We start from the raw sequence: 25,345 nt of genomic DNA, 5'->3' as shown, positions 1-25,345 counted from the left end.
GTTCAGGCCTTCAGCGTGATCGCCTTGAACGGCAGGTCGTAGTCCGTCGCGGGAAGCGCGAAGTTCTCGACGCGAGGATTGTGCGCCCACAGCCGCTGGCTGACAACGAGCGGGCAGATCGCCCGGTTGTCGTGCAGCCAGTCGTAGAGCGCCTGCATCTTGGCTTCGCGTTCGTCGCCGCTCGCTTCGAGCGCGGCCTTGACCACGCCATCAAGCTCCGGGGAAACATAGATCTTGCCGTCCGGCCCGCTGTCGGCGGTGGATACGAACGCGTTGCCGAGCGTGCCGTGCGGATCATAGGGCGCGCCATAGGTGGTGAAGAAGGCAAGATCATATTCGAACGCCGGGCGACGGTCGTGCATGGTGGCGTTGTCGACTGACGAGACCTGAACCTGGAAGCCGACCTCGGACAGCTGACCCTGGATCATCTCGGCGATGCGGCGCGAACCCGGCAGCGATTCCTCCGATACGAGGAAATCGATCGCCAGCGGCGCGCCCTCCTTGCTCCAGACGCCTCCGCTTTCGCTCCAACCGCCATCGGCAAGGATTTTCCTGGCCGCGGCGACGTCGCGTACCGGCACGTCATGCCGCTTGCCCGACGAAGGCACGTTGGCCGGGAAGAGATCCGCCGCCGGATCTGCGTAGCCTTCGAACAACACCTTGGCGATCGCGGCGCGGTCGACCGAGACATAGATGGCCTCGCGCACGGCCTTGTCGGCCATCATCTTGGCCTTCGGCGAATAACCGAGCAGCATGGTTGCGGTGCCGGCCTCGGCCACCACTTTCATACCGTCCTTTTCAAGCGCGCGGGCGCGGCGTGGCGACAGCGTCGCCACCCAGTCGCCGCCGATCACGTCGAGGTCGCCGGAACGCAGGGCGTTGGCGCGGGCGAGTTCGTCGGGAACCACCTTCAGCTCCATGCGAGCAAACAGTGGCTTCTCGCCCCAGTATTTGTCGTTGCGCACCAGCACGGTGCCGGAGGAATCGTAGCTTTCGACGATCCACGGTCCGGTGCCGACCGGAGCGGTCTGCTTGCCGCCGGCGTCGACAGCCTTCGGCGATAGGAAGCGCACCGGACGCACGATGGTGAGCTCCAGCAAGGCGGCGGGCACCGGACGCTTCAGCTTGATCGTCAACTTGCTGGGTCCATCGGTGACGATGCTGTCGAATCCGTCGGACACACCGATCCATGAGAAATCCGCGACGCCCAGCCAGCGTTTGAGATTCCATTCGGCGGCGGTCGAATCGAAGGGCGTGCCGTCACTGAAGGCAACACCTTCGCGCAGGTCGAAGGCGATCGAAAGCTGGTCGTCGGCGACAGCCCACTTGGTGGCGAGCCCGGGCTCGAGCGCGCCGTCCTGGCCATAGTGTATGAGGGCGTCGAACACGACCGTGTAGGAACTCAGCGTGGAGACGTTTTGCAGCAGGTCGAGATCGCCGGTTTCGGCGGCAATGGCGACCTTCAACGTTTCATGCCCCTCCGAGTACGCGGCGCGCGGAAACGCGGCAATGAAGGCCAGGCCGGCTGTGGAGGCCAGGAAATTGCGGCGGTCGAGAGTCATCATGTTAGTTCCCCTTTTTGTTTGATTGGCAACGATCATGTGCACGCTTGCTAATTTGTATAGACATAAGCATAAAGTCGGAAAACTGTTTGAGAGTCTTACCCCAGCGACCCACTTGGTCGCGGTTGCGGCCTACATCCAGTTCAGCACCGCCGCCGAGAGCGCGAGATAGCGGCCGGCTTTCGCCATCGTGACGATCGCAACGAAGCTCCAGAGCGGCTCGCGCAGAACACCGGCCATCATCGTCAGCGGATCGCCGATGACGGGAACCCAGCTCAGCAACAGGCTCCATCGTCCGTAACGGCGGTAGCGCGCCGCGGCGCGATCGAGCGCAGTGGGCTTGACCGGAAACCATTTGCGGTCGCGAAAGCGGTCGATGCAGCGGCCGAGCAGCCAGTTGACAACCGAACCAAGCACGTTGCCGATCGTCGCGACCAGGATCAGCGCCGCCGGTGACTGGCTTCCGGTCAGCAGCAGGCCGGCCAGCACCGCCTCTGACTGCAGCGGCAGAATTGTCGCTGCGGCGAACGCGGTGAGGAACAGCGCGCCGAAGGCACCAACATTTCCCAGCATTGGGGCCGCTCAGCTCGCTTTCGGCCATTTTGGGTGCCTATCGTTAACGACATAACCATGCGCATGCTCGAAGCCTGCTTCGGTCCAGACGGCGTCCTCGAGGTGCGAATGCCCGTCAGACAGATCGTCATGGGCGTGGCTGAGAACGTCGGGATCGTGACGCGGCCACAACCACATCGCGGCAAAGAGTGCCGCGGCGCCAATGACGCCAAGCAGGATAAAGGTGAAGGGCAGGCCCATCGCCGCGCCGACGAGTCCGGCGATCGGATAGGTGATGAGCCAGCAGGCGTGCGAAAGCGCGAATTGCGCGGCAAACAATGCCGGCCGGTCGACGGGATCGGCCGAGCGTTTGATCAGCCGCCCAGACGGGGTCTGCGCCAGCGAATAGCCGAGCCCGAGCACGAACCAGAGCGGCAAGAGCAGCTGATAGCTGATGGCGAACGGCCCTGCGAACACGCCGGCAACCAGCAGGCCGGCGCCTGACAACATCGCAACCCGATCCGGGATGCTGTCCAGCAGCCGCGGCAGGACCAGCGCCGCGATCATCGAGCCGCCACCGAAGGCGGCAAGGGCAAATGCCGTGTCGCTCTGGGAAAGGCCGAATTTTGCCTGAACCAGCACGACCGTGTTGACGATCACCATGGCACTGGCGGCGGCGACAGCGAGGTTGAGCGCCAGCAGGCCGCGCAATCTCGGCGTCGCCAGATAGTTACGGATGCCGCGTGTGGTGCGCTCGTAAATGCCGCGCGGCTCAGAGGGTTTCGGGCTCGGCAGAACCACCGACACCACCAGCGCGGCCGACGCCAGGAAGCCGATGACCGTGCCTGCGAACAGGCTATGGAAGCTGATGACCGAAAGCAGTGCCGCCGCCAGGATCGGACTGACCACGCTCTCCAGATCGTAGGCAAGCCGCGACAGCGACAAGGCCCGTGTGTAGTCCTTCTCTTCGGGCAGCACGTCAGGGATCGAAGCCTGGAAGGTCGGGGTGAAGCCGGCTGACGCCGACTGCAGGATGAAGATGAGAAGATATATCTGCCAGGCTTCGGTGACGAAGGGCAGGAATACGGCAACCCCTGCCCTGATGAGGTCGAGCGAAACCAGCATGGTACGGCGTGGTAGGCGCTCGGCGAAGGCGGCGGCAACGGGCGCCACGCCGACATAGGCGATCATCTTGATGGCAAGCGCCGTGCCGAGCACCGCGCCGGCATCGGCGCCGGCAAGGTCATAGGCCAGCAGCCCGAGCGCCACGGTGGCAAGGCCAGTGCCAATCAGGGCGATGACCTGGGCCAGGAAAAGATGGCGATAAGTGCGATTGGCAAGGACTTGCAGCATATGTCTGTCTTCTTGGAGGAGCGATGGGTCGTTGATCCGTGGCGATTGAATGGCGGGCCTGATCTCAGTGATGGTGGCCTTCCGGCTCGACCATTTTGAACGGCAGCACCTGCTCGCGACCCTTCGCGGCCAAGACCAGCCTCGCCTGGAACTCATGCGGCTCAGCAGGAGCCACGGTGCTCTCAAGGCGATGATGGTTGTCGGCGACGGGTTCGAGGCGAAGCGTCTCCGGCCCGCCAGGCCTATCGATGATCACCGTTGCCATCAGATCGTCGGCATGCCGGTCGATGGTCAGCCGCATCCGCTCGCCAGCCGGCGTGTCGACGATTTCCAATGTCCCGGCAGCCAGATCGCAGTCGACCTTGAAGGGCTCCGGCGCATGATGACTATGTGAGTGAGAGGGTTCCGTGCCCGTCGCGGCAGACCCGGCTGAACTCTCCAGACGAACATTCGCTTCAGCCAACGCCGGCAAGTGGGCGAACAGTTCCTCCTTGAGGGCTTCGGTGACGCCCATCACGTCCTTGGCCGTCGCCGCGTCGGCGACACTGATGGCGACGTCGGCATGCAGGCGATGGCCGATCCAGCGCGCCTGCACGCTTTGGACACGTTCGATACCGGACACATGCTCGGCGGCATGATGGATTTCATCGACGATGCCGGGCTCGACACCGTCGAGCATGCGCGTGAGGACTGCCTTCGAAGACTGCCAGACGATCGCGAAGATGGCCACCGTGATCAAGAGCCCGATGATCGGATCGGCCAGCGGAAACCCCAGCCATACGCCGATAGCACCCAGCACAACCGCCAGACTGGTAAAGCCGTCGGTGCGCGCATGGTAGCCGTCGGCGATCAGCGCCGCGCTGTTGATCTCGCGGCCGACCCGGATACGGAACACTGCAACGGCCTCGTTGCCTAAGAAACCTATAATGCCGGCTATGGCGACCCAGCCAAGAAATGCGATCGGCTGCGGATTGATCAACCGGTCGATCGCCTCGTAGCCGGCAACGATGGCGCTGAACAAGATGATGAGGACAATCAGAATGCCGGCCAGATCTTCGACGCGGCCCAGCCCGTAGGTGAACGTCTTGCTCGGTTTGCGACGGGCCAGCATGAAGGCGACCCACAATGGGATGGCGGTGACCGCGTCGCCGACATTGTGGATCGTGTCGGCCAGCAGCGCCACGCTGCCGGAGAGGAACACGACCACCAACTGCAGCGCCGCCGTGATGGCCAGAACGACGAATGACCATTTGATCGCCCAGATGCCGCGCGTCGTCGTGGCGATCGTCGGGTCGATGACGCCATGCGTGTGGCCATGGCCGCCCTCGCCGTGATCATGTCCGTGGCCGCCCATGCCTTGCGTCATCGGGCCGAACCCGAACCAATCGCGAACTTTGTCCATCATGGCGCTTCTCACAGGTACTTGGTGATATCCTTGAACTCGTCGATCGAGCGGCGCTGCTCGAGCGCCAGCGGTCCGACGACGTCCTCAAGGCAGTGGTTGAGGTGGTCCTGGATCAGCGTCTTCTTGGCCTGGGCGATGGCCTTCTCCACGGCATGAAGTTGCTGGGCGATGTCGAGGCACGGTCGCCCGGCCTCGATCATCTCGACGATCCCGCGCAGATGGCCGTCGGCGCGCTTCAGCCGCTTGATGATGGCAGGATGGGTTTCGTGGACGTGGGGACGCTCATTCATGCCCTGGATGCTATCCCCCCAGAGAGGATATTCCAAGCCTCAAAGTGGCCTCGATTCTGGTGCATGCCACCATTCGTTAGGATTTTAGAGAATAATCGTTAAGCATGCCGAATTGGATCCCTAGCACAGCCTTTCGTCTCATCGTCGCGTTCGCGATGACTCTCGGCGTGCTGCTCTCCCCAGTGGGTAGTTCGGCCTCGCATAGCCCGATTGCGCTCGCTGCCGCCGAGGCAGCGCGTCACGCAGAGCTGACAGCACAGATCGAAAAACACGGCCACAGCCATGACGATGGCGAAGCCGATGAGCAGAGCTTTGGTCATACCCACGGCCACAATCCGGCCGACCACACCCATGAAACGGCGAGCACGCTTCCGGGCTTCGCGCAGCCAGCACCGCCGATAGGCCGGAGCTGGCTGGTTTACCCGCCTTCGTTTGCCGACCTCGAAATCCGTTTCCGGCTTGAGCGCCCTCCCAGGCAGATCGTCATCGCATGATCGCGGCCGCACGCGCGGCCATCCTCAACGACGACGATTGGAATTCTCATGCAAGGATCCTTCTACAAGGGTCCGCCACGCACGCCTTGCGCGCGCTGGCGGTTTGCCCTTCCTGTGCTCATTGCTCTCCTGACCCTCCCATTGCTTGGGGGGACTGCCCTCGCCCATGCCGTTGCCGAAGGCGACAAGGGCTATATCCAGGAGATCACGGGCATCAATCTGCTGCCCTTCATCTATCTCGGCGCCAAGCACATGGTGACGGGATACGACCACGTCCTGTTCCTGTTCGGCGTGATCTTCTTCCTCTACCGGATGAAGCACATTGGCATCTATGTGAGCCTGTTCGCGCTCGGCCATTCCACGACCATGCTGCTTGGCGTCTATTTCAACGTTGGCATCAACAGCTACATCATCGACGCGATCATCGGCCTGTCGGTCGTCTACAAGGCGCTCGACAATATGGGTGCCTTCCAGAGGTGGCTCGGCTTCCAGCCGAACACCAAGATCGCGACGCTGATCTTCGGCTTTTTCCACGGCTTCGGCCTGTCGACGAAGATCATCGAATACAACATCTCGCCCGACGGGCTCGTGCCCAACCTACTTGCCTTCAACGTCGGCGTTGAGGTCGGTCAGCTTCTGGCGCTCGCTGCTATCCTTATCGTCATGGGCTACTGGCGCCGGACCGACAGTTTCTGGCGCCACGCATACACCGCCAACACCATCATGATGACCGCCGGGTTTGTGCTGATCGGCTATCAGCTCACCGGCTGGGTCGTCTCCTGAACCTCCAAGTAAAGATCAAAAAAGGAATTCTCCCATGTACAACACCGACATCCCGACCCGCGCTGAACTGCCGACATCCATGCAGCTCCTCCGATCTACCCTTATCGCCATTGTCGCGGCAGCGGCCATCCTTGTGACCATCGTGCTGCCGGCCGAATACGCCATCGATCCCACCGGCGTTGGGCGAGCGCTCGAGCTCACCGAGATGGGCGAGATCAAGACACAACTCGCCGAAGAGGCCGAGCAAGACCGCCTTCGCGAATTGCAAAACGGCACGCCGACCGCAGTGCCAGGCCAAGATCAGCAGTCGAGTCTTCTGGAGCGCGTCTTCGCTGAACTGGTGATTGGTTCCGCCTCTGCCCAGGAACTGCGGACGGACGAAATGTCGGTCACCCTCAAGCCCGGCGAAGGAGCTGAGATCAAGCTCGTCATGGCCAAGGGCGCAAAGGCAAACTACTCTTGGACAGCCAATGGCGCGGCGGTGAACTTCGACACCCATGGTGACGGCGGCGGCGAAAACATCTCATACGAGAAGGGACGCGGTGCTGCAGAGGACGAGGGCGTACTTGAGGCAGCCTTTGACGGCAATCACGGTTGGTTCTGGCGCAACCGCACCGGTGCCGACGTCACCGTGACGCTGAAGACGAATGGCGCGTACACCGACATCAAACGCATGATGTGATCGATACGGCACGTCTTATCCGGCGCCGTTTGGCGCCGGGGGAGATCAAGCAGGTGAAATAGCCAACTCGGACCAACACAGTTTGATAATATCCAACCTGTGTTGGTCCCCTTCGGATGTCGTTGGTTAGAATCAGCTCGCAATGATGTAACAGGAGCGTCGCGCTAGCTTCCCCAAAGCGTAATCACGCCGCATTGGCCGCGAGCGCGCTCAAAACCCCTTGCGGCAAAGGGCTTCAAGATCCGTCTTTGTCATTTTCTCGATGCCGAGCCCAGGAAGAATATCATTATCTCCCTTTAGATCCCGGCCATAAGCCGCCGACAATATGGAAATTCCGGATTCATGGAGAACCGCCGGATTTCCGCTGATCTTCCCCAGGACTGCGGTTGGTAACAGGCCGAACGGAACGTCCTCGAGAATATAGCGGCTCTCGATAGTCGTCGGGCCAAAGCCGCCACGACCTTGGCGATCCATCTCCAGGTTCATTTCCGAAACGGTGCTCATGGGGACGTGGAACGACAATGAAAAATGTTCCTGGACGGTACGAACCGCGATACCGAAATTGCCAGCTATGGCCAATCGTTCGGCATCCAGAGCCTCGATGAAGCGACCAACGGCAGGAGTGACATTTCCCCCCTGGCTCCATTGCTCGGCCTTCTCCATGCGTGTGAGATTGAGAAGGGCAATTCCCAGATGGTTCTGCGGATTGAGGTTGCTGAGCGCAATTGCCAGCAGACCATCGCGCTTGACGAAACGATCGCCGAACAAGGCCGTGCAAAGCTTGTACCCTTGATCGAGCGCATCGAAGGGCAGCGTCGCAACATCAAGCTTCTGGCGAATGGAAGTGACCTGGACTTCTGTTGGTCCGAGCTGGCGGCCGGTCAAGAGCGTTGTGCCCCAAACGACGATCGGCAACCTGACCTTGCGCTCGGCTAACCGCTTGGAGAGATACAGCGCCCCGAACGAACTATGCGAACTGACGATGACAGGAATACCATCTGCCAGATGAGGGACGGCGGCATCCATCACCATCTTGTGGCCGTAAGCGGGAAGCGCGATCACCACCACATCCGCGTGATCGATGGCATCTTTACAATCATTGGCAATGCGCACCGGCACCGTCGCCTGGATATCCCCCATCGCCTTCAATAATTCGCCAGTCGCCAACGTTCTGGTGCGGTCTCCCGACGGTGACCAAAGTGTTGGCGTATGTCCCGATTGTGCCAAATAGGCCGCAAGGCCATAGGCAATTGCTCCAGCGCCCAGAATACTCACGCGCATAACATTCCTCCTGTCGCCGGCTTTATGGTTCGAGAATCCTTGCCGTCCCCGCCTACAAGTTTTTTCATCACGAGGATCCGAATTGGAGTCACGTCGGTTGCCATCAGCCGTTTCGATCAGGACTCCGGCTCTGAGCCGGCAAACGCCGCAACGACCATTAGTTTCCGCTTGACATATATCAAAAATGAATGAGACGATGTCAATCATACGAATTACGCATGTAGGGAGAACATGGAAACCCGGGACCTTCAGACCTTCCTTGCGGTTGCTGCCAGCGGCAGCATTACCAAGGCGGCTGACATGCTCGGGCGTTCCCAACCTTCGGTGACACGCACCATTCAGGAGCTCGAGGCCGAACTTGGCTTCGAATTGCTGCATCGGATCGGTCGACGGGTGCAGCTGTCTGAAGAGGGTGTCGCATTCGAGGAGGAAGCGCGGCGATTGCTGATGTCTTTCACCGAACTTGCAGCGCGGGCCAAGATGATCGCCGCCGGCCGTGGGCGGATCCTGCAGATTGTCACAACCTCCGCGATCGGCACCGGCTTGATCCCGGCGGCCCTGGCCGAGCTCAAGGGTATTGAGCTTCCGCACGAGACACATCTCGGGCAGTTTCTTCCCTCGATCGTCGCGCAGGAAGTGCGCAGCGGACGTGCCGAGATCGGTTTTTCAAGCCTGCCGCTCGATACGCCCGGTCTGGATGTCCTGCGGCTCTATTCGGCACCTGATGTTGCGGCGGTGCGGGAGGAGGATCCGCTGGCTGAACTTGATGTCATACCCCTTTCGGCCTTTGCCGGCCGCCGCGTCGCTACGTTGCTCAATCCGCTGCGTTTCCAGTTGCATGTCTCCAAGGCATTGGCGGCCAGGGGCATCGACACCGGGCCAGTGATCCGGACGAACACTGCCTATGGCGCGTTGCAGCTTGTGCGCCGCACCGGCGTAGCCGCTGTCATCGATCCCCTCACCGCTTATGGCGTGGCCTTGCCTGGGGTCGCCATCCGCCCGATTGACGCGACCGTCCTATTTTATTGGGGCGTTGTTGCTGCCGAAAAACGCCCCCTTCGTCCAGTCGCGCAGGCGTTGATGGATGCGGTCGAGGCGGTGGCTGAACGGACGATCGTCGGCTTCAAGAAACTCGATCCGGCCCTGGCCGGCCAACTGGTGAGCGATCCTGCATCCGGCACAAATCACGGAACGGGAATATGAAGCATACCCCCACCGCGCCAACGTCGACAGGTCTTGCCGCGCTCGAAGCACAGCTCGCACAGGATCTTGAGTTTCTCGAACTGCCCGCCAAGCCATGGGTTCCCGCGCGTTCGCACGACGGCGTGCCGGTCCGTGATGTCGTTGTCGTCGGCGCCGGCATGTGCGGACTTGCTGCCACGGCAAAGCTGGTGCTGGCAGGGATCACCAATGTCGTCGCCTATGATGCGGCTCCGGCCGGGTTCGAAGGACCATGGGTGACCTTTGCCCGCATGCAGACGCTTCGGTCGCCGAAGACTCTGCACGGTCCGTCGCTCGGCCTGCCGCAATTGACGTTCCGCGCCTGGTTCACTGCGCAATGGGGCGTTGAGGCATGGCGGTCGCTGGACAAAATCCCGAAGGGCCAATGGATGGACTACCTGGTCTGGTACCGCAAGGTTCTCGGCCTGCCGGCCCGCAACAGCGTGCGGATGACCGGACTGGCACCTGTTGGAGATCTGATTGCGATCGATATCGAAGGCGCGGAAACCGGCCGGGTTCTCACCCGTCGTCTCGTTCTGGCCACCGGCCGCTCTGGTCTGGGCGGTTTTGCCGTGCCCGATTTCCTCAGCGGCGTCGATCGCGCCTATTGGGCCCATTCCGCCGACGACATCCACTTCGATACACTGAAAGGCAAGCGTGTCGCTGTCATCGGCGCTGGTGCCTCGTCCATGGACAATGCCGCAACGGCGCTCGAGGCGGGAGCCGGCTCTGTTGACATGTTGATCCGGCGCAAGGAGATGCCGCGCATCAACAAGCTGACCGGCATTGGCAGCCCGGGTGTTGTACTCGGCATGCATCACTTGCCCGACCCCTGGAAGTGGAAATTCTTCGATTATACCGCCTCGACCCAGACGCCGCCGCCGCGTTCATCGACACTTCGCGTGTCTCGGCACCCCAATGCTCGGTTCTTTCTCGACTGCGGCATAGTTGCGGTGAAGCAGGAGGCAGGGACCTTGCTGGTGGAAACCACGCAGGGGCCGATGCGCTACGATTTCCTGATCGCGGCAACCGGCTTCTCAAATGACTTCAGCGGCCGCCCGGAATTTGCGGCGATCGCCCCACATATCCGTACCTGGTCGGATGGCCGATATAGGCCGGATATGGGCCCGGCGCGTGCAGGCATGTCCGACGCACCGGACCTAGGTCCCGCCTTCGAGTTTCGTGAGCGCGTCCCCGGCTCCTGCCCGATGCTGTCGCATGTCCACTGCTTCAACGACGCCGCCATGCTGACGCACGGCAAGGTCTCCGGTGATATCCCAGCCGTCAGCGCGGGTGCCGACCGTTTGGTCCGCGGCATTGCCGCATCGCTGTTTGCCGAAGATGTCGAAACCCACTTCGCCAACCTGATCGCTTACGACACGCCCGAACTTCTGGGCGACGAATGGGTCGATTCAACACCGTTGTTGGAGAAGGAGGTCGCGCTGTGATCGACGCAATGGACAAGGCCGCCGGTCTATCAACGGACGATGCGCTTTTCAGCGCGCGTCGGTTTCGGCCTGAATTCGTGCTGGGGGCCGAGGAATGTCGCCTCTCCGTCCTGCAGCCAGCAAACGACCAAGGGCTTGCGCCTAATTTGCGGGTTGCTCTGGCCCGTCGCATGGCCGCTCTGAATGCCGATCCGGTCCTAATGGCCGAATATGATGAGCAGCTGGCTCAGCTCGATCCGACTGAGCAGCTTCTGGCCTTAGCCCAGGGGGAAACGGATTTGGAAGAGCCATTGGCGACCATCGCACGCCATGTGGACCTGATTACGCTGACACCGAAAAAGGCGGAAGCGGGCCACATCGCCCTGCTCGCCCAAGCTGGATTGAACAATCCTCAGATCGTCGCCCTTTCCGAGCTCATCGCCTTCGTCAATTTCCAGACGCGGGTGGCAACCGGCCTGCGATTGTTGAGGACGGCATGATTTCCGCGGTGCGCCTGAAGCCATTGAATTGGCATCCGTACATAGCGCCGGTCGAGCTATCCGAGGCCACGCCGGAACAGCTTGAAGCGATGAAGGTCACGCCATCAGCCAAGAAAGTTTCGGAATATGTGCGCACCCTTGCGCATGACCCTGAGAGCTACCTTGCTCGCACCGTCTTGTTCAACGCAATCATGTACGTAGAAGGCGGGCTTGCCCGCCCTGACCGCGAACTTGGTGCATTGGGTGCCTCGATCGTCAATGGCTGCAAATTCTGTGCCGTCGTTCACGCCCGCAGGCATGCAGAGCTGACCAAGAGCGACGAAGTGGTCACCGCGCTGTATCTCGACAAACCTGAAGCGCTCGGCCAACGCGATGCGGCAATCTACAGTTTTGCCCGCCGCCTGTCGGCGGCCCCGTCGGAAGCGACGGCAGACGATATCGCCGCGCTTCGATCGGTCGGCATGGACGACCGCGAGATCATCGACCTGATCCACGCCATATCGATCTTTGGCTGGGCAAACCGGCTGATGCACATTCTGGGCCATGCGGAGAGCGGGTGATGATGTCGCATACGGTCAAAGCAGTCCGTCTCACACTTTCCGAAGGGCCAACCAGCAATGCTTGAACTCAAAGATGTAAAGCTGTCTTACGGAAGCACACAGGTTCTGAACGGCGTCAATCTCTCGGTAAAGCGGGGTGATGTGGTGTCGATCATCGGCCCCAGCGGCACCGGCAAGACCACGTTGCTGAAATGCATCAACTACCTGGCCAAGCCGTCCTCAGGAACCATCGCGTTCGATCAGATTCGGATGGATTACCAGCGCGCCGACAAAACAGCTGTCCAAGCGATCCGGTTGCGAACGGCGATGGTCTTTCAGCAATTCAACGTCTTCAAGAACATGACGGTCCTGCAGAACGTGATGGATCCCCTGGTCGTCGTGCAGCGCAAGTCCGCGGACGAGGCGCGCGAGATCGCCTTGCGGGAGCTCGAGCGGGTCGGCCTCACCCCGAAGCGAGACAGCTATCCCTCCCAGCTGTCGGGCGGCCAGCTCCAGCGCACCGGCATCGCGCGCGCCCTGGCAGTTCGACCCGACGTAATACTCTTCGACGAGCCTACGTCATCGCTAGATCCCGAACTCGTCGGTGAAGTCCTAAAGGTGATCAAGGACGTCACCTCGTCAGGGATCACTTCGCTGCTTGTGACCCACGAGATGCAATTCGCAAGGAACATCTCCAACCGGATCGTCTTCATGGACCGCGGCGTGGTCGCCGCCGATGGCAGCCCGGCTGATATCTTCGACGCGCCTTCCAGCCCACGACTTGCTCAATTCCTGCAGTCAGAACTCGCTTTTCAATAATCCAACAACAAGGGAACCAAGACATGTCTGCAATCACATCCAATTTCTCTCGCCGCTATGCCCTGGCCATCGCCGGCGGCATCGCGATTGCCCTTGCAACGGCGGGGGTCAGCTATGGCCAGACCGTTCGCACGATCAAGATCGCTACGTCTGCCGAATCCAAGCCGCTGGCATGGGGCGCGATCGGCGTCGAGCCGCAAGGCTATGAGCCCGACCTTCTGAAGGCGATCAACGCAAAGCTGCCGCAATACAAGTTCGAAATGGAAGGCGTCTCCGACATTGCCCAGGAAACCGGTCTCGCTACGGGCAAGTACGACATTGCGGTGGGTGGCTACTACAAGTCGCCCGAGCGCTCCAAGCAGTTCTTCATTCCGGAAAATCCTATGGGCGCCAGCCTGATGAAGATCTACAGCAAGAAAGACAGCGGCATCAAGGAAATGAAAGACCTGGTCGGCAAGAGGATCGTTCCGACCACGGCCGGCGGTGGAACCTACAAGTTCATCATGAACTGGCAGAAAGAAAACCCGCAATACAAGCTCGATGTCACGGCATCGAGTGCAGGCATTCCCTACCCGAACCGGCTGGACGAAGTTCAGAACGGTAAGTTCGACGCTCTCGTCTTGCCGTCCAATCTCGGTGAGCAGACCGTCATCGAGCAAAAGAAACTCGATATCGTGGCGTCCGAACCAGTGTTCAGCAACAACACCTACATGCTGATCCACAGATCAGACGAGAACAAGGTTCTGGCTGACGATGTGAACAAGGTTCTCAAGGAATTGAAAGACGACGGCACGATCGAGAAGCTCTCGCAGAAGTGGTTCGGCGAGGGCATCGTCCAGTACATGAAATAGCACGGCCGTCGAGGGCCATATTCGCTTGTCAGCGGCAAGGCTGAATTGCAAGAAGGAGCGTTTCAAAGTGGATGTTTCTGCTATGATTCCCGAGTTGCTCTCGGCACTGCCGCTGACGCTCGCCATCACGTTTACGGCCCTCATTTCCGGGTTCTGCCTGGCACTCATCGCGACAACCCTCCGGGTCCGCAGGGTGCCAGTCATAAGTCACCTAGTGGACCTCTACGTATCTTATGCCCGGAGTGTTCCTGTCGTACTGCAGTTGTTCGTCGCGTTTTATGGGCTTCCGCTGTTGGTGATCCTGTTCGGCGCCAAAGATTTTATTTCGGCGACGATGGCTGCCATGGTGGGGTTGAGTCTCTACCACGGCGGCTATCTGTCGGAAGTCATGCGGCCTGCATATCTGGCCGTCGATCGCGGCCAGCACGATGCGGCCGACAGCCTTGGATATACGTTCCGACAGAAAATTACTCGCGTCGTGGGTCCTCAGGCGGTGCACTTCGCTTTGCCGGGCTATGGGAACTCCATCATCTATCTGATCCATAACGTTGCGCTGGTCATGTACATCGGGGCGGCCGACGTCATGGCGACCGCGCATCTGATCATGGAGCGCGACTACAACCAGTTCCAGTTCGAAACCTACCTCGTCCTGGCGGTCATCTATTCGCTGATGTGCCTGGTCGCATGGCTCATCGTGCGCTTCTTCGAGCTTCGATCACCGATGCAAGCGCCTGAGGCGACGACAACAACTCCGATCAAGAACGAGCTCCTCGCGAGCGTCTGACGTAAGGGTATTCAACCATGTTTGATACCGATATTTTGCTCCAGGACACTCAGGAAATTCTGAGTGCCGTACCCGTGACGATTGGAATGGCGCTCATGATTTTTGTCCTGTCTACGATAGTCGGCAGCATATTCGCGCTTATCGAATACAGACGGGTGCCGGTGCTGCGAGAGCTCATCATGACTTACAAGATCGTGTTCAAGGGCGTTCCGATGGTCATCGTGATTTTCCTCGCCTATTTCGGTCTGCCGCCCGCATTCCAGTTCCTGTTCTCATTGCTGGGGATCAACTTCAACGCCCACGAAACCCCCAATTGGGTCATCCTTGTCGTTGCGATTACCGGCTGTGTCGCCGCGTTCCAATCGGAGATTATCAAGGGAGCCCTGAATGCATTCGACACCGGTCAGTCGGACGCAGCCCATTCGCTGGGCTATACGGGCGGCCAACTGTTCCGACGTATCCTTTTTCCCCAGGTGGCCCTCACGGCAATTCCTGACCTGACAACTTCGATGATGGTCATCATGAAGGCCCTTTCTCTCGGATTCGCCATCGAGGTTGTCGATATCTTCGCCCAGTCCCAGTTGACCGCCGCGCTGAACTACTACTACCTCGAAGCCTTCGTGATTGCCGTCGTGATCTATATGGTGATTGCCTATATCGTCACACAGATTGCCGACAGGCTGGAGCAGGCGCTGAGGGTGCGGACGTGAGGCGGATGTGGGATAGAATCGTCAAGCTTCGGATATCGACCCGCAGCTGGGAGGCAATTCTTTCGGAGATGAAAAGCTTGAGGAGAAACCCAAGTAGCCGATGTATGTATCGGTGAGTTTCATGCGCTTGGTTAGGTGCGCGGCGTCGACCTGGCACCACTCGACCAGTTGCAGAACGTCATCTGCGTGCGCGCCTTCCCCAAGACGCTCTCGGCCAACCTGCGCTGCGGCTATATCGCAGCGCGTCAAGACCTGATCGCTTCCCTGGCCGAGTTGAAGATGCTGACGAACGTCAACAGCTCGGGACATATCGAGCGGCTGATCCATGGGCTGATCAGTGAGGGCCACTATCGGCGGACGAAGGCAGGCATTCGCGTCAACATCGCTTGGGCCTCCGATCCTCGTTTTTTTGACTTCCTGCTTCGAGCGACAACGGCCGGCCTAAATCGACTGTAGCGACATAGCGGGCCTTGCATGGATCTGCATTTTTTTTGCACAGAGGAGAGTCGCCACCCCCAAGCTTGGCAGGCGAAGTTGATCGCCTACATGACCGCGAGCGCCTGCAACAGCGGGCGCTTCCTAGTTAGGAATGCGTTGGCCATAGTTGTGAACTCCTTGATGTTCTCGTCCTTCTCTTCGACGCGCTGTCCGTTCCTCACCAGCCGTTCGCCAACACTGTCGAGGAATTCCCAGACGAAATCCGCAAGATCCTCAGCTGATTGCTTGCCCTGCTCGAGTGCGAGCATAAACATCTGGTAGACATGGGGCACGAATATGCCGCCGCGAGTCACGGGTGAAGCAAGATGCGTAAGTTCCGTGCGCCAAGCGCGCGGCTGCGGATATGGCGGTTCAGCTTGTTGCATCGCTCGGTAGTCTGTTTTGTTGGCGTTTGCGCCGGGAGGGCAAAACCTGCTCCCGTCAGAACGGTCAACGCCTCGACAACCTCGCCCACCTTCAAGGTTCAGAGTTGGGGACGTTCCATCAGCTCATGGGTGCTATGGCCAATCTATGTGCTTGATATTTTAGCATTTTTTCTCTAACATCAAATCGCTAGGACCTGCCGAGTGCACTCGAATTTACGCCAGAATACGACCCTTTTCGCCACGTTTCGATCTCTCATTGCACACGGAGCGCACACGAAAAAATGGCCACCTACACAAAGCTCTCGTCCGGTTCCTGGCGTGTCCAAGTCCGTCGCAAAGGTCGCTACGTCAGCGAGACCTTCTTGCGCCGAGACGATGCACGACGCAGGGCAACCGAAACCGAGCGCCAAGTCGATCGCGTGAGACGCCGACCAAGTCCCGTATAGCGCGCCTGAAAACCTTCGGCGAACTCATCGACCTTCATATCGGCGACATGTGCGATGTAGGCAAGTCCCCTCGCCGCTCCAAGACCGCAGTCCTCAATTATGCTCCAAAGACATCTGGGGAAGTGCAACATCTCGCGGGTAAACAATCGCTACTAAAAGACCTGCCGGGCGCTTTCCGAATGCTGTATTTCTAAGGAAAATTGGGGCGGCCTGGTTCGTCCTAAAGACTGTTGACCAAGCCTCGACCGATCACATCGCGCAGCACTTCGCTTGCTCCGCCCCAAATGGACTGTACGGCACTGTCGAGGAGATCCTGCGTGCAACGCTCACCTGATACGCCGCTTATGCCTTGGGCGCCGTGTAGCTGGACCGACAGGGCAGCAACAGATTTCAGCGTTTCCGTCGCCCGCAACTTTGCCAGGCTCGCAGCCCTCGGGTTGAGGCCGCTACGGGACTGCTCGATGATGCATGCGTCGATATAGGCCTGATTGACGGTGCATTCGCCGTAGAGATCCGCCAAGCGGCAATAGTTGACCTGATAGTCGAGAAGGCTGCCCCTGGATGTCTTTCGGCGCCCGCAGAAGCCGATCAACTCTTGCAGAATGGTGACCGCGTTCGTCTGGGCATAGATTGCGAGCATCAAACGCTCGAGACCCAGGAAGGTCAAAAGGTAGAACAAGCCGCGACCCTCGGCACCCAGCAGCTTGTCTCCGCCTACACGGCAATCGTCGAAGACGATCGTGCTGGTGTCGAGGGCGCGCATTCCGGATTTGGCGATGGGTTCTCGGCTGAGGCCCTGCCTATCCGCGTCGACGATCAGGAGGCTCAACTGCGGGGCCTGCTCCAGGGCCAGGCCTGCCTTGCGCGCGGCGACGACGATTACATCAGCCGAAAAGCCATTCGATATATGTTTCTTTTCGCCGTTGATGGCGAAATCGCCGTCAATCCGGGCGACGGAGGTCTTCATATGCGCGACCTCGCTACCCGATTGCGGTTCCGTCATGGCGATTGCCCCGAGCTTTGCGCCCGAACACAAACCCGGAACATAGTCCTGCTTCTGATTTTCCGTCGCCAGCTTGAGAAAATATGGCGCTACAATATCGCTCTGCAAAAAGGTCAGAAAGCCGGAGAGCCGTCGTTTCGCCAGCTCCTCGGCAATGACCACGGCTTCGGTGAACGGGGCATCGCAGCCGCCGTGGCCACTAGGAGCCGTGCGGCACAGCAGGCCGGCCGCACCAGCCTTGAGCCAGGCATCGCGCGGGATGCGGCCCTGCATCTCCCAGTCACCGTGGTATGGCGCTATCTCGCTGTCGAGGAAATCCGCAACATAGAGGCGGAAACGGTCATCCGTATGTGAAAAAAGACTTCGTTTGATCATGGCATACCTCAATGATCGGCCCGGTTCGAGATGGCTCAGGCATTGCCGGTGCCTCAATAATAGGAGCTGGCGCTGTCGAGGCGCTGCAATTCGTCGGCCACAAGGTGCAGCGTCGCACCTTCGAGGATCTGTGCGAGTTGGGCTGGCGTCGTTGCACTGGCGATCGGCGCGGCAAGACCCGGGCGACTGTTGAGCCAGGCGATCGCCACGCTCGCCGGGGCAACGCCGTGGGCAAGAGCAATCTCGTCGAGGGCGTCGAGTATCCGTAGCCCCCGTTCGTTGAGGTAGGCCTTCATGAAGAAGCCGCGGGCCGGGCTCTTGCGAAAATCGCTCCGCGCCCGATATTTTCCGGAGAGAAAGCCGCGCGCCAGCGAGAAGTAGCTTGTGACCGCGATTTCATGGGCAGAGCAGAAGGCCGCGAGGTCCCCTTCGTGCTCTCCCCGATCGTACAGATTGTAGTGCGCCTGCACTGTCTCGAATCGGGGCCAGCCTTCGTGCCTGGAAATATGCTCGGCCGTGCCAAGCTGTTGCGTTCCATGATGGCACGCGCCGATCGCGCGGACTTTTCCCTCCCGCACTAGGTCAGCGAAGATACCCAGCGTCTCCTCGATGGGGACCTGCAGATCTTCCCGATGGGCAAGATAGAGATCGATGTAATCGGTCGAAAGGCGCCGCAGGGAAGCCTCAATGGCCTCTGTCACATAGCGCCGTGACAGGCCCTCTCTCCCGGTGCCCATGGCGAAGCCGACCTTCGTCGTCAGCACGATCCGGTCGCGGTTGTGGCGCGCCTTGATCCAATTGCCGATGATCGTTTCCGATATGCCACCCGGATTGCCGGGCGCCCAATTGGAATAGACATCAGCGGTGTCGATGAGGTTGAATCCGCGGTCGACGAAAGCGTCGAGGACCCTGAAGGATCCGCGTTCGTCGATCGTCCAGCCGAAGACGTTTCCACCAAGTCCCAAGGGCGCTACGAGAAGCCCCGAGCGACCGAGCCTGCGCCTATTCATTGCAACCAACCTGTCTCGACCAGCTGCCGGCGTCTGCGGAAGACGAACGGGACAGGTCCGCGGGGCGCCAGTTGGGCGCGCAGGAAGGGGCGCAGGTTGCCGGGCGCGCAGGCCGGTGCGATCTCGAATTCCAGGGCGCACGTGACGGTGTGTAGCGACCTGGAAAGCTGGCGCAGCATGAACCGTGTCTGCTTGCGCGCCGTGGGGCTAAGGCCGAAAGGCATGAAGCATTCGGGGTCCTCGCTTTCCGCCATGAAGCGGCGGCCGTAGAAACGGCTCGGCTCCCGCCAGCAGCGCTGGTCGTGATGCATGAGCCAGGGCGAGAACAGGACGGTCGCGCCGGTCGGAATGGTCATCCCGTCGACGGACATGCTTCGACCGGCCGTGCGGTAGACGAAAGGATGCTCCGGATAGAGGCGCGCGGTCTCCTTTGCGACCGACATGGCCAGGGAGCGGCCGTCCGGCCTGGCGCCGGCGTCCTGCTCCCCGGCCAGCGCAGCCGCAAGCGCGTCATCCCTTGCCAGATGCACAAGCGCCCAGAACAGGCCCAGCCCGTCGACGTTCAGCCGATCCTTGAGGATGCGGAACAGGATGGGGCGCAGCAGGTTCACCCGCGCGTCTGGTTCGATTTCTTCTGGCAGTGCCCCAGCCAGGGCGGCGACGAATGTCGGGTCGCCCGGCCTCGCCGCTTCGATGCTGGCCGCGACCACCTGGTCAAGGAAGGCACGGATCTTGATGAACTCCTCGGAGCTTTCGGCGGAATGCAGCGTCTCCGCCGTCTTGTTGAACACAAAGCGGTGGAAGGACTGCATCGCGATCAGCCCCTGCGCCAAGGTGGCCGGATCGGCCACCGAGCCGAAGATCGTAGGCGCCACCGAGCGAACCGCCCACAGCCGCGTCAAGTCGCGAAGGTCGTCGACCGTGCCCTGCACCTCGGCGATGAATGCATCGGCCGCAGCGTCCGCGGCCGCGTCGAACTGCGCTTCCGACGCCGCCTCGGCCTGCGAAAGGGCCCGGCGGAGTGCCAGTCCGACCCGTGCCCAGGAGGCGCCTTGGCCATCTGCGCCGAGAAGCATGCGCGTGGTGTTGGCATTGCTCCTTACGTCGCCGAAAGTGGCCAGCAGCTGGGCGGCGTTCTCTTTCCACGAGCGCAGGCCTTGCTCACCGCTCAAAAGGTAGGTGTCCCGGTCGTCGCCCGTATGTAGGACAACGAGGTCGCCGTGCCGTCGGGATGCTTCCTCGGCTACTTTCAGCAGGCCGAGATTCTGGTAGAGTGCCGAGTTGGCGTCGAAGACGGGGCATGCAGCCACCGGAGGACCCTCCTGTGAGAAACCGGAATCAGTGCCCATGAGGGACACCCACGCCAAGCCCGGAATGGACGTAGCGGGCGCGCGCCTTGCCGGCGGCAGTGATGACCTCCTTGCGGTCGAGTTTGGAGTTGTTGTTCAGCTTGACTTTGAAATTCGCATACCAGAAGCGTGGGACGAGATAGGACGGGAGCTCGGTCGCGAGCCGCTCGGCAAGGGCCCGCAGATCCGCCGCACCGCGTGGTCCGAGGACGAAGGCATTTAGCGCACGCGGCTGGCCGTCGAGCGAATAGACGCTGACCACCGCATCATCGACGCCTTCAAGCGAGCGCACATGCTTCTCGACATCATCGAGATCGACCCTCACGCCCTGGATTTTCGTTTCCCGGTCGATGCGCCCCTTGAAGTACCAGAGGCCGTCCTTCGCCCGATATCCCCAGTCCCCTGTGCGGTAGAGCCCCGGCTTGGGGAAGGCCGTTGCCTGCTTCTCCGGCAGGTTGATGTAGCCGTTGCCGACGCTGAGGCCGCGGATGTAGATTTCGCCCGCCAGCGGTTCGCTCCCATCCTCCGCGCCCGCTTCGGCCTGGGCGAAGTGTTCGAGCACGGTGCCGGGGCGCGCATAGCCGATCGGCAGCTCGTGCGTATCCGTCAGGTGCGCCTCGGTGATGTCTACGCCGGTGACGGCGACAGTGCATTCGGTCGGCCCGTAGGTGTTGACGACCCGGCATCCTGGGAAACGCTCGAAAAGCTGGCGGACGATCATTTTTGTAAGTGGCTCGCCGCAGAAGAGGAATGTCCTGCAATCGGGAAGAGCCTCGCCGGTGAAGCGCGGATTCTTGAGGAAGAGACGAATGATCGATGGCGTGGAGACCCACAGCGAAACGCGATCGGCCGCCACCCTCTGGATCAGTCCGCTGGAATTTGCCAGGTCCGCGTGATCGAGCGCTGTCACCGGCAGCAGATGAAGCCAGGCGGTCCAGATCTCGAAGAGCGATACGTCGAAGCAGTAGCGGATGTTGCCGGACACGCCCTGCCACATCGCCGCCTCGGGCAGGAGCACGTCGAGCCAGTCTATGAAGTCGATGAGATTGGCATAGCTCACCTGAATGCCCTTCGGCTGGCCGAGCGTGCCGGAGGAAAACATTATGTAGGCCACGTCATGCGGATTGATGCCGGCGTTTGGCGCCCGGCAGGCGGTATCGAAGGCCAGACCCGTGCAGTCGTCTTCGCAGCCGATGTGAACGACCGACACAAGATCAGCGATCTGCGCCTCGATCCTCGTATCCGTATCGGCGATGAGCAGGGCTCCGGCGCCGCAGGCCGACGCGATCTGGCGCACACGTTCCACCGGTGTCTCCGGCTCTACCGGCACCAACGCCCAGCCACCGGTCAGGCACGCCCAGTATGCGATCATGTAGCGATGGTCCTTGTGGCCCCAGATCAGGACCGGGGGACGCTCCGGTCCTGCAAGCGGGCCGCTGGCAAGATCATGGCGGAGATTGGCGGCCCGGCGATACAGCTCCGCATAACTGAGCTCGCCCCCTGCGTAGCGGCAGCTTGCAGCCGTCTCGCCAGCGAAGCTTTCGAAGATCGCGTGCAGACGCTCTTCCACGGTGGGTTGGAAGGTCTCGTGACGGTTGGGAAGAGCCGTCATACCACTGCCTGCGCCTGGACGCTCCTGCCTACGAAACTCGCGAGGCTCTCCACGCTCGTGAAGTGCTCTGGGAGCAGTTGCGCCGGATCGATGTCCAGACTCGGCACGCTTTCTTCGATGAGGAGGAAGAGTTCCAGCATAAGGCCGCTGTCGATGCCTAGGTCCTGCAGGCGCGTCTCGGGCGCAAGCCCATTCTGGTTCGGGAGTTCGAGAAGTTCGACAATGGCTTTAATGATGATGGCTTCCAACTCGTTCATGATGGGGTTTCCTCTGCGGCAATGGGGTGATCAAGCGTGTTGACGAGCAGGTCCCGCAGGACATGCCTGTCGATCTTTCCGTTCTGGTTACGCCTCAATTCGTCGACGATGATAATGCGGGCGGGCACGACGTGGTGTTCCAGGCGTTCGCGGCACCAGTCGAGAAGGGCTCTCGGCTTGGCGTGCTGCCCGGGATGCAGCGTGACGAAGGCGACGGGGCGTTCTCCATGGGTCGGATGCGTCTCGCCGATCGCGGCGGCCTGAGACACGACCGGATGCGACGTAAGCATGCGCTCGATCTCGGAAGGGGCCACCTTCTGACCGCCGACCTTGAGAATGTCGTCGTCGCGGGCGATGAAGTAGAGAAAGCCGTCTTCGTCTAGCCGGCAGGTGTCGCCGGTGAAAAGAACGACTTCCTGGGTCTCGGGGCACATGCGCAACTTTTCAGCCGTCTTGGCGGGATTATTCCAGTAGCCTTTCATCACAGTGCTTCCCCGGATGACGAGCTCACCGGTCGCGTTGCGGAAGTGACGCCGGCCTTCCTTGTCCACCAGCCAGAGCTCCGTGTTGGGAATGGCTTTTCCCACGCTCATCTTGCGCGTTTCGAGCTCCGCCGGATCGAGATAGGTGCAACGATGGCACTCAGTGAGGCCGTACATGGAGAAGATGGTCGCGTGGCAGAACATAGCCGCCAGCTTGTCGATGCTGCCGCTGTGGAGCGCTGCCGATGTGCTCGTCAGGCAGCGGACGCGACCGACCTCGAAACGGTCCACCAAAGGTTCGATCAGCGGAACCATGGTTGGCACGATCGGGAAGACCGTCGCCCCGCAAGAGACCAGATGGGAAAGCGCAAAGAACGGTTGAGCGAAACTCACTTCGACATAGAGCGTCGCGCCGACGAGCGTGGCCATGGTCAGTTGGTGGAGCCCGTAATCGAAGCTAAGCGGAATAGCGCAGAAGACGACGTCGTCGGACCGGTAACCCAGATAGGTCGACACTGAACGGGCGGCCGACGTGATATTGAGATGCGTGAGCATGACTCCCTTGGGATCGCCCGTGGAGCCGGACGTATAGATGATAGCGGCCAGATCACGGTCGATGATGTCGGCGAGCGGCCGGGCGACGGGCGTCGCCTCGGCGGCGGCGGTGTCTTCATCGAATACGATCAGGTCCTGTCCGAGAAGGCCGGTGCCGACATACATTAGCAGGTAAGGTGGAAGGCTCGTCTGGGCGATGGCCGCCTGCACCATTGGCAGGAGGAGTTCGTCCATGACGACGGCCTTGGGCTCGCAATTGCCGACGATCCAAGCGAACTTTTCTTTCTTGGTGTCGGGGCTGAGCGGCACGGCCACCGCCCCGGCGAGCACGATGCCCCATAAGGTGACGCAAAAGCCGATGGAGTTCGACATCAAGAGCACGACGCGGTCGCCGCGACCGATCCCGGCCTGTTGCAGGTCGCGCGCGATCGCAGAGGCCAGCAGGACGATTCGGGCATAGTTCAGCTCGCGCAGCCCGTCGCGCAGGGCGATTTGATCGCCACGTACCGCGGCAGTATCGAGCAGGAAGCTGGAAAGCAAATTTGGAGAACGTTTCATTGCCATACCCCGTTCATCGATCTGTGAAGCTGGAAAGCTCCGATGAAGGCGCCCATTCCGACAGACACAAGCGTGAGGGGATCCTGACGGTCAGGCGCCTTCGCAAGGAGATTGGACAGCAGGACGAACGGATCGGCCGTGTAGCAATGCCCGATATCCGGCAGGAGGCCGAGATCGACCCTGTCGAAAGCGAGGTCATGGTTCTGGCTCATCTGCTTCCAGACGAGCTGGTTGACGTTGTGCGGGAGCAGACGTGACGACCCGCTCCAGTCGAACCGCGTTTCGTCGAGGGCGGCCTTGACCATCCCGTTGTGGGCGGCGAAGAACGCGCTCATCTCGCTGTGCGTGCCGGCACGACCGCTGTGGAATTCCGGCCGCATGTGCAACGCAATCGGCGCGAAGCGCCACCCGCCGTGCTCATTGTCGACGATCAGACCGTAATAGGCCTCGCCCATGAGAGTACATCCGGGAACGTAGCGTTCGGACAGCGGCAGCCCCCTATGCCCGTCCCCCGCGAGCAGGAGCACGCAGCGGGAAAGTCCGCTGCGCAGGAGGCTCTCCGCCATTTCGAGCGCCCAGAACATGCCACCGCAATTGTACTGGTCGACTTCGTATCGCGTACGCACGTCGGCGAGGAGCGGGTGGTCGGGAAGCTCGCTGAGCGGCGAGCTGCCTTCCGGATATTGCAGCGGCAGGGCGTGAACGTAGATGGCGGCATCCGGTGCCAGGCCCTCGTGCTTTTGCAGCAGGCTGTCGAGAACCGCCTCGAATGCGCCAGTGGGAGACGTTCCGTCCGCTGCGGTGGAGACCTGGTTGATGCCGAAGAGCCTGGAAAAGACCTGCGCCTGCGAACGCGAGCCACCGGCAGCGCGGACGATCTCTTCCGCTTCAATGCGGCCATCCGGGACATGAGCACTTATGGCAACCAGTCTCATGGTACAATCTCCTTAGTCGGCGCTGAAACCGATGCCGGTCAGGCTGAATTTGTCATGGACGATGATGAGATAGTCGTTTCCGGGCTTTCCCTGATCGGCGAGTACGGCGAAGGGTGCGCTGCACAGCAGCCGCTTGTCCTGGACGAGCACCGGTCCAGGCCAACCCGCCCGATCGGCGGTCTCAGCGTCGGCGATGAGCGTGCAGGCCTGCGAATTGAGACACAGATCCTGCGCCATGATACGAAGGTGTTCCGCCAAGCCGATGCGTGCGATCTCGTGACGGCGACGGTAACCGCGGTAGCGCAGCGGACCTTCATTGCCCCGCTGGACCAGCACCAGACTGGCCGAGTTGAGAGGATCGACCCTATCGACAAGCTCCGACCTATAGAGAAGGTGCTTCTGATCCATGACCATCAGCAGCGCCTTGTTTCGCGGCCCTGTCAGGTAGCGCTCGATGCAATGGAGAGCAAAAAGCGGAGCGGAAGCACCGCGGTCGGATATCGCGAAGCCGAGCCCTTCCGAAAGGTCGAGCGTGTGCAGCGCGAAGTTCGTCACCGAAGTGCCGAGATGAACATCGGGCAGCCAATGCGCAAGGATGATCAGATCGATATTGGAAAGATCGGCGCGGGCGGACAGGGATGGCAACA

27 protein-coding genes are annotated in these 25,345 nt (G+C 60.8%); 12 read left to right on the top strand and 15 right to left on the bottom strand.

What is annotated here, in order from left to right:
• Positions 1 to 2: 2 nt before the first annotated feature.
• The 5 genes from NKJ77_RS03540 to NKJ77_RS03520 form a co-directional block, all read right to left on the bottom strand.
• Positions 3 to 1,565 (bottom strand): ABC transporter substrate-binding protein, encoded by a 1,563-nt coding sequence (locus NKJ77_RS03540; protein ID WP_352499148.1) that lies wholly within the window; start codon positions 1,563 to 1,565, stop codon positions 3 to 5.
• 129 nt (positions 1,566 to 1,694) lie between these two features.
• Positions 1,695 to 2,135: a YqaA family protein gene (locus NKJ77_RS03535; protein ID WP_352499147.1), complete on the bottom strand. Its 441-nt coding sequence runs from the start codon at positions 2,133 to 2,135 to the stop codon at positions 1,695 to 1,697.
• Positions 2,136 to 2,144: 9 nt separating this feature from the next.
• Complete coding sequence (locus NKJ77_RS03530) at positions 2,145 to 3,467, bottom strand: MFS transporter (protein ID WP_352499146.1); 1,323 nt, start codon at positions 3,465 to 3,467, stop codon at positions 2,145 to 2,147.
• Between the two features lie 64 nt (positions 3,468 to 3,531).
• Positions 3,532 to 4,872, bottom strand: coding sequence for a cation diffusion facilitator family transporter (locus NKJ77_RS03525; RefSeq protein ID WP_352534258.1), 1,341 nt, complete (start codon positions 4,870 to 4,872; stop codon positions 3,532 to 3,534).
• Positions 4,873 to 4,880: 8 nt separating this feature from the next.
• The gene (locus tag NKJ77_RS03520) at positions 4,881 to 5,162 is read right to left on the bottom strand and encodes a metal-sensing transcriptional repressor (protein ID WP_023669876.1); all 282 of its coding nucleotides are present in this window, start codon (positions 5,160 to 5,162) and stop codon (positions 4,881 to 4,883) included.
• Positions 5,163 to 5,266: 104 nt separating this feature from the next.
• Here NKJ77_RS03520 and NKJ77_RS03515 point away from each other — a divergent pair, with 104 nt between their 5' ends.
• The 3 genes from NKJ77_RS03515 to NKJ77_RS03505 are packed head-to-tail and all read left to right on the top strand — an operon-like array spanning position 5,267 to position 7,121.
• On the top strand, positions 5,267 to 5,656 hold the full coding sequence (locus NKJ77_RS03515) for a hypothetical protein (RefSeq protein WP_023683326.1): 390 nt from the start codon (positions 5,267 to 5,269) through the stop codon (positions 5,654 to 5,656).
• A gap of 48 nt (positions 5,657 to 5,704) precedes the next feature.
• Positions 5,705 to 6,439, top strand: a complete 735-nt coding sequence (locus NKJ77_RS03510; RefSeq protein ID WP_352499144.1) for a HupE/UreJ family protein — start codon at positions 5,705 to 5,707, stop codon at positions 6,437 to 6,439.
• A 34-nt stretch (positions 6,440 to 6,473) separates the two neighbouring features.
• Entirely contained in the window at positions 6,474 to 7,121 is a 648-nt protein-coding gene (locus tag NKJ77_RS03505) for a hypothetical protein (protein WP_023669873.1), read from the top strand.
• Between the two features lie 210 nt (positions 7,122 to 7,331).
• On the opposite strand, the gene NKJ77_RS03500 is transcribed toward NKJ77_RS03505, so the two are convergent.
• Positions 7,332 to 8,402 carry an NAD/NADP octopine/nopaline dehydrogenase family protein gene (locus NKJ77_RS03500; protein ID WP_352534256.1) on the bottom strand — a complete coding sequence of 357 codons (1,071 nt, stop codon included), beginning with the start codon at positions 8,400 to 8,402 and terminating at the stop codon, positions 7,332 to 7,334.
• A 231-nt stretch (positions 8,403 to 8,633) separates the two neighbouring features.
• On the opposite strand from NKJ77_RS03500, the gene NKJ77_RS03495 reads away from it, so the two are divergent.
• From NKJ77_RS03495 to NKJ77_RS03455, 9 genes are all read left to right on the top strand, one after another.
• The gene (locus tag NKJ77_RS03495) at positions 8,634 to 9,605 is read left to right on the top strand and encodes a LysR family transcriptional regulator (RefSeq protein WP_352534254.1); all 972 of its coding nucleotides are present in this window, start codon (positions 8,634 to 8,636) and stop codon (positions 9,603 to 9,605) included.
• Positions 9,602 to 11,071, top strand: coding sequence for an NAD(P)-binding domain-containing protein (locus tag NKJ77_RS03490; RefSeq protein ID WP_352534252.1), 1,470 nt, complete (start codon positions 9,602 to 9,604; stop codon positions 11,069 to 11,071). The genes NKJ77_RS03495 and NKJ77_RS03490 overlap by 4 nt, the downstream gene beginning before the upstream one ends.
• Positions 11,068 to 11,550, top strand: a complete 483-nt coding sequence (locus tag NKJ77_RS03485) for a CMD domain-containing protein (protein WP_352499140.1) — start codon at positions 11,068 to 11,070, stop codon at positions 11,548 to 11,550. The genes NKJ77_RS03490 and NKJ77_RS03485 overlap by 4 nt, the downstream gene beginning before the upstream one ends.
• Positions 11,547 to 12,110 (top strand): peroxidase-related enzyme, encoded by a 564-nt coding sequence (locus NKJ77_RS03480; protein WP_352534250.1) that lies wholly within the window; start codon positions 11,547 to 11,549, stop codon positions 12,108 to 12,110. The genes NKJ77_RS03485 and NKJ77_RS03480 overlap by 4 nt, the downstream gene beginning before the upstream one ends.
• A gap of 57 nt (positions 12,111 to 12,167) precedes the next feature.
• Positions 12,168 to 12,908, top strand: coding sequence for an amino acid ABC transporter ATP-binding protein (locus tag NKJ77_RS03475; protein WP_352445348.1), 741 nt, complete (start codon positions 12,168 to 12,170; stop codon positions 12,906 to 12,908).
• A gap of 23 nt (positions 12,909 to 12,931) precedes the next feature.
• Positions 12,932 to 13,759 (top strand): transporter substrate-binding domain-containing protein, encoded by an 828-nt coding sequence (locus NKJ77_RS03470; protein ID WP_352499138.1) that lies wholly within the window; start codon positions 12,932 to 12,934, stop codon positions 13,757 to 13,759.
• 67 nt (positions 13,760 to 13,826) lie between these two features.
• Positions 13,827 to 14,543 (top strand): amino acid ABC transporter permease, encoded by a 717-nt coding sequence (locus tag NKJ77_RS03465; RefSeq protein ID WP_352499137.1) that lies wholly within the window; start codon positions 13,827 to 13,829, stop codon positions 14,541 to 14,543.
• A gap of 17 nt (positions 14,544 to 14,560) precedes the next feature.
• A complete protein-coding gene (locus NKJ77_RS03460; RefSeq protein WP_023809599.1) occupies positions 14,561 to 15,253 on the top strand; it encodes an amino acid ABC transporter permease in 693 nt (230 codons plus the stop codon).
• 135 nt (positions 15,254 to 15,388) lie between these two features.
• The gene (locus NKJ77_RS03455) at positions 15,389 to 15,709 is read left to right on the top strand and encodes a hypothetical protein (RefSeq protein WP_352499136.1); all 321 of its coding nucleotides are present in this window, start codon (positions 15,389 to 15,391) and stop codon (positions 15,707 to 15,709) included.
• An 86-nt stretch (positions 15,710 to 15,795) separates the two neighbouring features.
• On the opposite strand, the gene NKJ77_RS03450 is transcribed toward NKJ77_RS03455, so the two are convergent.
• From NKJ77_RS03450 to NKJ77_RS03410, 9 genes are all read right to left on the bottom strand, one after another.
• Positions 15,796 to 16,116 carry a hypothetical protein gene (locus NKJ77_RS03450; protein ID WP_352499135.1) on the bottom strand — a complete coding sequence of 107 codons (321 nt, stop codon included), beginning with the start codon at positions 16,114 to 16,116 and terminating at the stop codon, positions 15,796 to 15,798.
• A 666-nt stretch (positions 16,117 to 16,782) separates the two neighbouring features.
• Entirely contained in the window at positions 16,783 to 17,940 is a 1,158-nt protein-coding gene (locus tag NKJ77_RS03445) for an acyl-CoA dehydrogenase family protein (protein WP_352499134.1), read from the bottom strand.
• A gap of 53 nt (positions 17,941 to 17,993) precedes the next feature.
• Positions 17,994 to 18,950 carry an aldo/keto reductase gene (locus tag NKJ77_RS03440; RefSeq protein ID WP_352499133.1) on the bottom strand — a complete coding sequence of 319 codons (957 nt, stop codon included), beginning with the start codon at positions 18,948 to 18,950 and terminating at the stop codon, positions 17,994 to 17,996.
• Positions 18,947 to 20,299: a cytochrome P450 gene (locus tag NKJ77_RS03435; RefSeq protein ID WP_352534248.1), complete on the bottom strand. Its 1,353-nt coding sequence runs from the start codon at positions 20,297 to 20,299 to the stop codon at positions 18,947 to 18,949. The genes NKJ77_RS03440 and NKJ77_RS03435 overlap by 4 nt, the downstream gene beginning before the upstream one ends.
• A complete protein-coding gene (locus tag NKJ77_RS03430) occupies positions 20,289 to 21,911 on the bottom strand; it encodes an AMP-binding protein (RefSeq protein WP_352534246.1) in 1,623 nt (540 codons plus the stop codon). Before NKJ77_RS03430 ends, NKJ77_RS03435 begins: the two co-directional genes overlap by 11 nt.
• The gene (locus NKJ77_RS03425) at positions 21,908 to 22,168 is read right to left on the bottom strand and encodes an acyl carrier protein (protein WP_352499130.1); all 261 of its coding nucleotides are present in this window, start codon (positions 22,166 to 22,168) and stop codon (positions 21,908 to 21,910) included. Before NKJ77_RS03425 ends, NKJ77_RS03430 begins: the two co-directional genes overlap by 4 nt.
• A complete protein-coding gene (locus tag NKJ77_RS03420) occupies positions 22,165 to 23,763 on the bottom strand; it encodes a class I adenylate-forming enzyme family protein (protein ID WP_352534244.1) in 1,599 nt (532 codons plus the stop codon). Before NKJ77_RS03420 ends, NKJ77_RS03425 begins: the two co-directional genes overlap by 4 nt.
• Positions 23,760 to 24,698: a beta-ketoacyl-[acyl-carrier-protein] synthase family protein gene (locus NKJ77_RS03415; RefSeq protein ID WP_352534242.1), complete on the bottom strand. Its 939-nt coding sequence runs from the start codon at positions 24,696 to 24,698 to the stop codon at positions 23,760 to 23,762. Before NKJ77_RS03415 ends, NKJ77_RS03420 begins: the two co-directional genes overlap by 4 nt.
• 12 nt (positions 24,699 to 24,710) lie before the next feature.
• Positions 24,711 to 25,343: a hypothetical protein gene (locus NKJ77_RS03410; RefSeq protein WP_352534240.1), complete on the bottom strand. Its 633-nt coding sequence runs from the start codon at positions 25,341 to 25,343 to the stop codon at positions 24,711 to 24,713.
• Between the last annotated feature and the right edge of the window lie 2 nt (positions 25,344 to 25,345).

The sequence above is a fragment of the Mesorhizobium sp. M0052 genome (assembly GCF_040323255.1).
GTDB lineage: Bacteria > Pseudomonadota > Alphaproteobacteria > Rhizobiales > Rhizobiaceae > Mesorhizobium.
This window is presented reverse-complemented; position numbering and strand designations above follow the sequence as displayed.

Coding starts and splice junctions, on each gene's coding strand:
- NKJ77_RS03460 (WP_023809599.1), top strand. CDS start 14,561: ATGTTTGATACCGATATTTTGCTCCAGGACACTCAGGAAATTCTGAGT.
- NKJ77_RS03470 (WP_352499138.1), top strand. CDS start 12,932: ATGTCTGCAATCACATCCAATTTCTCTCGCCGCTATGCCCTGGCCATC.
- NKJ77_RS03495 (WP_352534254.1), top strand. CDS start 8,634: ATGGAAACCCGGGACCTTCAGACCTTCCTTGCGGTTGCTGCCAGCGGC.
- NKJ77_RS03530 (WP_352499146.1), bottom strand. CDS start 3,467: ATGCTGCAAGTCCTTGCCAATCGCACTTATCGCCATCTTTTCCTGGCC.
- NKJ77_RS03425 (WP_352499130.1), bottom strand. CDS start 22,168: ATGAACGAGTTGGAAGCCATCATCATTAAAGCCATTGTCGAACTTCTC.
- NKJ77_RS03450 (WP_352499135.1), bottom strand. CDS start 16,116: ATGCAACAAGCTGAACCGCCATATCCGCAGCCGCGCGCTTGGCGCACG.
- NKJ77_RS03480 (WP_352534250.1), top strand. CDS start 11,547: ATGATTTCCGCGGTGCGCCTGAAGCCATTGAATTGGCATCCGTACATA.
- NKJ77_RS03505 (WP_023669873.1), top strand. CDS start 6,474: ATGTACAACACCGACATCCCGACCCGCGCTGAACTGCCGACATCCATG.
- NKJ77_RS03510 (WP_352499144.1), top strand. CDS start 5,705: ATGCAAGGATCCTTCTACAAGGGTCCGCCACGCACGCCTTGCGCGCGC.
- NKJ77_RS03445 (WP_352499134.1), bottom strand. CDS start 17,940: ATGATCAAACGAAGTCTTTTTTCACATACGGATGACCGTTTCCGCCTC.
- NKJ77_RS03430 (WP_352534246.1), bottom strand. CDS start 21,911: ATGACGGCTCTTCCCAACCGTCACGAGACCTTCCAACCCACCGTGGAA.
- NKJ77_RS03420 (WP_352534244.1), bottom strand. CDS start 23,763: ATGAAACGTTCTCCAAATTTGCTTTCCAGCTTCCTGCTCGATACTGCC.
- NKJ77_RS03500 (WP_352534256.1), bottom strand. CDS start 8,402: ATGCGCGTGAGTATTCTGGGCGCTGGAGCAATTGCCTATGGCCTTGCG.
- NKJ77_RS03540 (WP_352499148.1), bottom strand. CDS start 1,565: ATGATGACTCTCGACCGCCGCAATTTCCTGGCCTCCACAGCCGGCCTG.
- NKJ77_RS03525 (WP_352534258.1), bottom strand. CDS start 4,872: ATGATGGACAAAGTTCGCGATTGGTTCGGGTTCGGCCCGATGACGCAA.
- NKJ77_RS03515 (WP_023683326.1), top strand. CDS start 5,267: ATGCCGAATTGGATCCCTAGCACAGCCTTTCGTCTCATCGTCGCGTTC.
- NKJ77_RS03490 (WP_352534252.1), top strand. CDS start 9,602: ATGAAGCATACCCCCACCGCGCCAACGTCGACAGGTCTTGCCGCGCTC.
- NKJ77_RS03440 (WP_352499133.1), bottom strand. CDS start 18,950: ATGAATAGGCGCAGGCTCGGTCGCTCGGGGCTTCTCGTAGCGCCCTTG.
- NKJ77_RS03520 (WP_023669876.1), bottom strand. CDS start 5,162: ATGAATGAGCGTCCCCACGTCCACGAAACCCATCCTGCCATCATCAAG.
- NKJ77_RS03435 (WP_352534248.1), bottom strand. CDS start 20,299: ATGGGCACTGATTCCGGTTTCTCACAGGAGGGTCCTCCGGTGGCTGCA.
- NKJ77_RS03415 (WP_352534242.1), bottom strand. CDS start 24,698: ATGAGACTGGTTGCCATAAGTGCTCATGTCCCGGATGGCCGCATTGAA.
- NKJ77_RS03475 (WP_352445348.1), top strand. CDS start 12,168: ATGCTTGAACTCAAAGATGTAAAGCTGTCTTACGGAAGCACACAGGTT.
- NKJ77_RS03535 (WP_352499147.1), bottom strand. CDS start 2,135: ATGCTGGGAAATGTTGGTGCCTTCGGCGCGCTGTTCCTCACCGCGTTC.